General features: G+C 67.2%; 1 pseudogene. It reads left to right on the top strand.

Annotated elements, in window-relative coordinates:
• Positions 1-481, top strand: a pseudogene (locus tag A9Z05_RS33745) (xanthine dehydrogenase family protein molybdopterin-binding subunit); the annotation flags it as partial.

Here is a 481-nt window from a genome sequence, read left to right as displayed (position 1 = left end):
GGCCGACGATCTCGCGCGCGACGGCGTCGCGTTCCCGACGTTCTACGGCGACGACATGCTGTTGCCGGCCGGCAAGACGCCCGCGTATCTCGGCCATGCGGTCGCGATCCTGATCTATCACGACTTCGCGCGCTTCCGCTTCGCGAAGAACGCGCTCAAGTTTCGCGACGACGTGATCCGCTACGGCGCGGTCACGGGCCCGCTCGAGCGCGATCCGTGGGGCACCTTCCGCTACGTGCGCGTGGGCGGCAAGACCGCCTATGACGACGACGTCTATTCGAGCCTGAAGGACGCGCCGATCTTCCCGAGCATGATGCGCAAGCACCTGCCGGTATGGCCGGACGGCAAGGAGCACGGCAAGCTCGACGAGCAGGGCATGTTCCTCGCCGGGCAGATCGCCGCCGAACTCGACCATCCGTCGGCCGACTGGCTCGTGTTCGACCGCGAATACAACACGCAGTCGGTCGACACGGCCGCGCTC

The sequence above is a fragment of the Burkholderia sp. A2 genome, from assembly GCF_001729305.1.
Classification (GTDB): Bacteria; Pseudomonadota; Gammaproteobacteria; order Burkholderiales; family Burkholderiaceae; genus Burkholderia; species Burkholderia sola.
Note: the sequence above shows the minus strand (reverse complement) of the source record. Positions and strands in the feature narration are given on the sequence as shown.